This window comes from Celeribacter marinus, assembly GCF_965656515.1.
Classification (GTDB): Bacteria; Pseudomonadota; Alphaproteobacteria; order Rhodobacterales; family Rhodobacteraceae; genus Celeribacter; species Celeribacter marinus_D.
In genome coordinates, this window is record NZ_CBFHKW010000027.1 from 21,150 (window position 1) to 27,499 (window position 6,350).

A 6,350-nucleotide genomic window follows, 5' to 3' on the forward strand; every position below is an offset into this window, starting at 1 on the left:
TTGGAGCGCGCATCGAAATCATGCTGTCTAACCGTCCGTCCATGGCCATAATCCGGCATGCGCAGTCCCTCTTGGAGGGCGATGTGTCGTGGGAAACCCTCACGGGTGGGCGCACGAATGCGGGGTGGGTTGGCCGCTCAAAGACGCGCGCACTTGTGTACAAACTCTACTCTGTGGACAGGGGGAACCCGTTGTTCCCGAACAATTCCGCGCATGAATGGGCGTGCCTTACGGCGCTTGTTGGGACGGGTCTTGCGCCAGAGCCGGTGGAGCGGTTCGACACACCTGATGGCACTGTCGTTGCGTATGAATTTGTCGCGGGCGACACGGCCACGCAAATAACGCCCGATATCATGCAGGCCATGCACCGTATTCATATGATTGATGCCCCAATGGGCATCAGGTCTATTTCCACATCCCCTGTCGATATTTTGGAGATGGGGGATCGGTTTTTGGAGGGTCTGGATGCGCAGATGTCAAAACGTCTGCGAGGTGCTCGACCAAAACCGCGCCAACTAATCTGTGCTCCCCCCGTCTTTTTGCACGGCGATATTGTTCCCGCCAATGTGATTAAAACACCGACCGGAGTTTGTTTTCTTGACTGGCAATGCCCCGCGATAGGGGATGCCGTGCAGGACATATATGTGGCTCTATCTCCCGCAATGCACCGTGTTTACGGGTCTTGCGCTCTATCATCTGACGGCGAACAGAGCGCTTTGAATGCTTACCCCGATGCGGATGTCGTTGCGAGATTTCATGACTATAGGCCGTATTTGGCGTGGCGTATGGCCGCCTATTGCGCATGGAAAGACGCACGCGGCGAAGGTATTTATGCCGATTGTGTCGAGATTGAACTTAGCCGAACGTAAGTGCGATGAGGGCCCCAAACCCTGCCGCAATACCACCGCCCAAGGTCAACCAAAGAGCGGATTTTGCGGCAGAGTAGCGTGTTGGCGCAGGTGTCGGATTGTTTTGAGCGGTGAGCATTGCCTCGGCGAGTTTGGGGAGGCGCGGCCCGAACCGCGACAATACCCGCGCTGTTGAAAGAAGGTCGCGCGCAAGTGCCTTTGGCCCAATGTTGGCTTTGATATAGCTTTCGACAATTGGTTGGGCCACTTCCCAAATGTTGATGCGCGGATCTAGGGAGCGCGCAACGCCCTCAACAACGACCATTGTGCGTTGCAACAAGATTAGTTCGGTGCGCGTCTCCATCCCAAATCGCTCGGTCACTTCGAACAGATAAGAGAGCAATCGCGCCATGGAAATATGGTCAGCGTCCATACCGAAAATCGGGTCACCTACGGCACGAAGGGCGCGCGCAAAGGCATCCACATCTTGATCGGCGGGCACATAACCAGCCTCAAAGTGGACTTCGGCGACACGGCGGTAATCTTGTTGAATAAACCCGAACAAGATTTCGGCGTAAACGCGGCGCGTGTATTCGTCGAGCGCCCCCATGATGCCGAAATCCAGCGCAATGATATCGCCGTTTGGTGCGATTTTGAGATTTCCGTGGTGCATGTCTGCGTGGAAAAAACCATCGCGCAGCGCATGACTTAGGAACATTTGCAAAACGCGTTTTCCAAGAGCTTCGCGGTCATGACCGGCGGCATCTATTTTTTGCGTGTCGGAGGCGGAGATGCCGTCGACCCATTCGAGTGTCATGACGCGGCGCGCCGACATGCGCCAATCAACGGCAGGTACGCAAAAGCCCTCGTCGTTTTGAGTGTTGGCACGAAACTCTGACGCTGAGGCGCTTTCCAAACGCAGATCGAGTTCACCGTTCACAACGCCCTCAAAGTGAGCAATCACCTCTTGTGGGTGTAGGCGGCGCGATGATGGCGAGAGGTGTTCAATCATCCAAGCGGCAAAATAGAACGCGTCAATATCCTTGCGAAAGGCGCGCTCAATACCGGGGCGGAGGACTTTCACGGCAACATCGCGACCGTCTTGTGCGGACTTTGCCTTGTGCACCTGCGCGATGGAGGCCGCGGCGACAGGTTCGGAAAACTCTGAAAACAGCTCCGAGAGCGGCTTGCCCAGTTCGGCTTCGATCGTCTTGATCGCGCGATCACGAGGAAAGGGAGGTAATTCGTCTTGCAGCACACGCAACTGCATCGCCAATTCGGCGCCGACAACATCGGGTCGGGTGGATAGTACCTGTCCGAATTTGATATAGGCGGGGCCAAGTGCACTCAAGGCGCGGGTCACGGGCGGCAACGTAGGATCGCCTTTGATGCCAACCCATTTGAACGGCCAGACAAGTGTGCGCGCAAGAATGCGAAAAGCGCGTGGCGCCTCCATCGCATCCATTGCAACTTTCATCGCGCCAGTGCGTTCCATTGTGGCGCCGGTCCGAATAAGACGCCAAACGTTATGAGGGCCGCGCATTAAATTTTCCATCCTGAGTGAAGCGTTGCAATGCCCATGGAGAGATTGCGGTATTTCACCGTTTCAAAACCAGCCATCTCGATCATCGACGCAAAGGTGTCTTGGTCCGGGAACTTTCGGATGCTTTCAATGAGGTATTGATAGCTATCACGGTCGCCGGTGATCAGTTTTCCCATCGGCGGGATCACATTGAACGAATAAAGATCATAGGCCTTTTGCAGAGCGGGATTCGGGAGTTGCGAAAACTCGAGAACCATAAGGCGGCCACCCGGTTTGAGGACGCGGTACGCCTCATTCAAAGCGTCCTGCACGCGGGTTACATTTCGAATGCCAAATGAGATTGTGTAAACGTCGAACTGGTTGTCATCGAAGGGTAGGGCCATCGCATCGCCGGTCACCCATGACAAGTTATTGGCCATCTTATCAGCTTCGGCGCGTTTGCGTCCCTCGATGAGCATTGATTCCGTCATATCGAGGACGACTGCGGTCGCACTTGGGGCGCGCTTGAGGAACCGGAATGACACGTCACCCGTGCCGCCAGCGACATCAAGAAGCCGCTGATTGGGGCGCGGAGCCAGCCAATCCATCATCGCGTCTTTCCAAACGCGGTGAATCCCCATCGACATCACATCGTTCATGATGTCGTACTTCGACGCCACGGACGTGAACACGCCGTGGACCATGCCGGCTTTCTGATCTTCGGCGACATCTTTGAAACCGAAATGGGTGGTCTTGTCGCTCGTTTGCGCCATCGCCCTTGAACCTCTCTTAAACTTACTCTTCTTATAGGCCAGATGCCGCGCGATACAATCGCAAGCGCCACGATAAGGAGAGCGAAATGCCCGAATTACCCGAAGTTGAGACGGTTCGTCGCGGTCTGGAGCCATCCATGTCGGGAGCGATCATCGCGCAGGCGGATGTGAACCGTCCCAATTTGCGTTGGCCTTTTCCGGATCGCATGGCAGAGCGGCTCACGGGCGCTCGGGTGGAACGGCTTCGGCGGCGCTCGAAATACATTTTGGCGGATCTTGATCGGGGGGAGACATTGTTGATCCACCTTGGGATGTCGGGTCGCATGACCGTCTCGGGGGATCCGCTCGGGCAGTTCGTGCACACCCACCCTGCGGCGCAAAAACATGATCATGTTGTCTTTCATATGGATAACGGCGCGCGTGTGACATTCAATGATCCACGTCGATTCGGCGCAATGGATTTGCTCGACACGGCCACGGCGCCGACCCATCCCCTTTTGGCCAAAATAGGCCCGGAACCCCTTGGGAATGACTTCAACGAGGCGCATCTAACGCGCGCGTTTCAGAATAAAAACACGCCGGTGAAAACCGCGTTGTTGGATCAGCATATTGTCGCGGGGTTGGGGAATATCTATGTCTGCGAAGTTCTGTTTCGTGCGGGTATTGATCCAGCCCAGAAGGTGGGCACGCTGTCGAGGGCACGGGTGGCCTCGCTTGTTCCGATCATCCGTGACGTTTTGGATGAGGCCATCGTTTCGGGTGGGTCATCATTGAAAGATTTTAGGCAAGCGAGCGGGGAGTTGGGTTATTTTCAGCATAGCTTTCGGGTTTACGGGCGCGAGGGCGAGCCGTGCAAAGGAACGGGATGCGCCGCTACGGTGTGCCGCATTGTGCAAGCGGGGCGATCGACATTCTTTTGTCCCGAGTGCCAAACATAGTTTAAACGCATGCCAGCGCCTGTTAAGATGAAGGCTGCGTTGTTTTGAGGAAATCCCGATGGCTTATTCTACCATTAAAACTGACACAAAAAATTCGGTGACATTGATCCGCCTTGATCGCCCCGATGCCCTAAACGCATTAAATTCTGAGTTGTTGGGAGAGTTGGCTACCGCATTGTCTGCGGCGGATGCCGACCCAAAGGTCCGCGCGATTGTGATTACGGGATCGGAAAAAGCGTTCGCTGCGGGCGCAGATATCAAAGAGATGTCTGAGAAAACCTTTGCCGATATGGCGCTATCGGATTTCTTTGCAGCTGAGGCGAATACGATTACTGCGATACGCAAGCCGATTATCGCAGCTGTCGCGGGATATGCCCTTGGTGGTGGATGCGAATTGGCGATGATGTGCGATTTCATCATTGCCGCAGACACAGCAAAATTTGGCCAGCCCGAAATTAATTTGGGTATTATGGCCGGTCTTGGCGGGACGCAGCGGTTGACCCGCTTTGTGGGCAAATCCAAAGCAATGGAGATGCACCTAACGGGCCGATTTATGGATGCCGCAGAGGCAGAGCGATCCGGTTTGGTGTCGCGTGTCGTACCTGCCGCCAAACTCGTCGAAGAGGCTTTGGATGTTGCGGGTAAGATCGCGGAGAAAAGCCAGATCGCGGTTATGGCTGCGAAAGAAGCGGTGAATCGGTCTTATGAAACTACCATGAGCGAAGGTCTGTTGTTTGAGCGCCGCTCGTTTCATGCCTTATTTGCGACGGACGACCAAAGCGAAGGAATGGATGCATTTCTTGAAAAGCGCGCACCACAGTTTCGCGACAAGTAAGCGTCCGAAATGATCTGACAAAACCCTTTCCTTTCGGGCGATTCTCATCTAAAGGGACGTCTTACATGCGCGTGGAGCCCGCTTTGGCTATGATTGACCAACCCAAATTTGGGTGCCCGTTTGGGTGATTGGGGTCCGTGCGCAACCGAAATTGCAAACAACCCGAGAAGGGACATTATCATGGCAAATACTGCTCAGTCCAAAAAACGCGCCCGTCAGGCCACCGCTCGTACAGACGTAAACAAAGCACGTCGTTCGCGTATCCGCACATTCCTACGTAACCTCGAAGAAGCAATTGCATCGGGCGACAAAGCGGTTGCTCAAGCAGCTCTTCGTGCGGCTCAGCCAGAGTTGATGCGCGGCGTTACCAAAGGCGTTATGCACAAGAATACGGCATCGCGTAAAATGTCCCGCTTGGCCGCTCGTGTTAAAGCGATCGCTTAACTCCAAGCACATTTGAGACGATGAAAGCGCGCCTTCGGGCGCGTTTTTTGTTGCCCGATCTCCGGATGGTGTTGTCATGCGTCAATGCGATTCTTACGGCATGGCGTGTGCCCTTATGGTTTCGACACGTCTTAGCAACACGCAAATTCACTCCCTGGTTTGTCACGAGCTGTTTGCGGCAAATTCGCCACGTGCGCTTTGTAAAAAAACAGCTTTTAAGATTCGATTTCAGTAAAGGTAGAGTCAAGCGCGAAGTTCCATTGCGCGTGGCGGTATCTCGCGGCTAATTTCACCCTGCGATTCACTTCGTCTGGGGGGACATGAGGATCGCGCGAGTCGTTTTAGGAGATCCAATTACTGGTTTCCGCATGCGACGAGCGTGTTCTTGGATTTGCATAGGTCACATCGGCCATTGTGAGTTTTCCGACCAATATCGTGCTTGTGCACGAAAGCGGTAGGCAGTCCAAAAACCCGAACCTAAATGTGCCAAGCTACTGAGCATTGGCGGATACATCAGTGTCCGTCATCTCATCGGTTTGTGCGCAATCGGGTGAGGAATAGTTCGGGAATTAGCCTGTTTAAATGTTGGCAATGAGGGGCCAATGTTGAGAATGGACTTGATGTAATCCCGACCCCTAAAGCGAAGCGTGCGCTAAATCCGCGACACTCATGAAGTGTCAGCCGTTACAAGAGTGATGGTCAACGAAAATGATAAATTGGGTCGAACAAGAAAAATGAAAAATACGTGGGGACGTGTGAAGCAGGGCTTGCTCGATGATATTGGGCAAAGCAATTACGCAAACTGGATTGAGCCGCTTGATCTGACTAAAATTGAAAATGGCGTTGCTGTCTTTGCTGTGCCGACGAATTTCATGGCAAATTGGGTCTCGCGCAATTTCGCGGACAAGATTCTTGCACATCTGAAAGCAAGTAATGCGCAAACGTCTCGCGTAGAGTTTCAGGTTGTTGCCGCACAAGCCGACCCCGTTG

The 6,350-nt window shown here is 54.0% G+C and carries 7 protein-coding genes; 5 read left to right on the forward strand and 2 right to left on the reverse strand.

Annotation, left to right across the window (positions count from 1 at the left end):
- The first annotated feature begins 20 nt into the window (after nucleotides 1–20).
- Entirely contained in the window at nucleotides 21–869 is an 849-nt protein-coding gene (locus ACTG34_RS07920; RefSeq protein ID WP_439104409.1) for a phosphotransferase, read from the forward strand.
- On the opposite strand, the gene ubiB is transcribed toward ACTG34_RS07920, so the two are convergent.
- Both ubiB and ubiE read right to left on the reverse strand, forming a co-directional pair.
- The gene (ubiB, locus tag ACTG34_RS07925; protein ID WP_439104410.1) at nucleotides 856–2,391 is read right to left on the reverse strand and encodes a 2-polyprenylphenol 6-hydroxylase; all 1,536 of its coding nucleotides are present in this window, start codon (nucleotides 2,389–2,391) and stop codon (nucleotides 856–858) included. The two genes, ACTG34_RS07920 and ubiB, sit on opposite strands and share 14 nt — an antisense overlap.
- Nucleotides 2,391–3,143, reverse strand: coding sequence for a bifunctional demethylmenaquinone methyltransferase/2-methoxy-6-polyprenyl-1,4-benzoquinol methylase UbiE (ubiE, locus tag ACTG34_RS07930; RefSeq protein WP_439104411.1), 753 nt, complete (start codon nucleotides 3,141–3,143; stop codon nucleotides 2,391–2,393). Before ubiE ends, ubiB begins: the two co-directional genes overlap by 1 nt.
- An 86-nt stretch (nucleotides 3,144–3,229) precedes the next feature.
- Here ubiE and mutM point away from each other — a divergent pair, with 86 nt between their 5' ends.
- From mutM to ACTG34_RS07950, 4 genes are all read left to right on the forward strand, one after another.
- A complete protein-coding gene (gene mutM / locus ACTG34_RS07935) occupies nucleotides 3,230–4,081 on the forward strand; it encodes a bifunctional DNA-formamidopyrimidine glycosylase/DNA-(apurinic or apyrimidinic site) lyase (RefSeq protein WP_439104412.1) in 852 nt (283 codons plus the stop codon).
- A 58-nt stretch (nucleotides 4,082–4,139) separates the two neighbouring features.
- Nucleotides 4,140–4,916, forward strand: coding sequence for an enoyl-CoA hydratase (locus ACTG34_RS07940; RefSeq protein WP_062217896.1), 777 nt, complete (start codon nucleotides 4,140–4,142; stop codon nucleotides 4,914–4,916).
- A gap of 180 nt (nucleotides 4,917–5,096) precedes the next feature.
- Nucleotides 5,097–5,360: a 30S ribosomal protein S20 gene (gene rpsT / locus ACTG34_RS07945; protein WP_439104413.1), complete on the forward strand. Its 264-nt coding sequence runs from the start codon at nucleotides 5,097–5,099 to the stop codon at nucleotides 5,358–5,360.
- 695 nt (nucleotides 5,361–6,055) lie between these two features.
- A partial coding sequence (locus ACTG34_RS07950; RefSeq protein WP_439104414.1) for a DnaA N-terminal domain-containing protein occupies nucleotides 6,056–6,350 on the forward strand: 295 nt, incomplete at its 3' end.

Excerpts from the sequence above, each read along its gene's own strand:
- ACTG34_RS07920 (WP_439104409.1), top strand. The coding sequence starts at position 21 with ATGCTGTCTAACCGTCCGTCCATGGCCATAATCCGGCATGCGCAGTCC.
- ubiB (WP_439104410.1), bottom strand. The coding sequence starts at position 2,391 with ATGCGCGGCCCTCATAACGTTTGGCGTCTTATTCGGACCGGCGCCACA.
- ubiE (WP_439104411.1), bottom strand. The coding sequence starts at position 3,143 with ATGGCGCAAACGAGCGACAAGACCACCCATTTCGGTTTCAAAGATGTC.
- mutM (WP_439104412.1), top strand. The coding sequence starts at position 3,230 with ATGCCCGAATTACCCGAAGTTGAGACGGTTCGTCGCGGTCTGGAGCCA.
- ACTG34_RS07940 (WP_062217896.1), top strand. The coding sequence starts at position 4,140 with ATGGCTTATTCTACCATTAAAACTGACACAAAAAATTCGGTGACATTG.
- rpsT (WP_439104413.1), top strand. The coding sequence starts at position 5,097 with ATGGCAAATACTGCTCAGTCCAAAAAACGCGCCCGTCAGGCCACCGCT.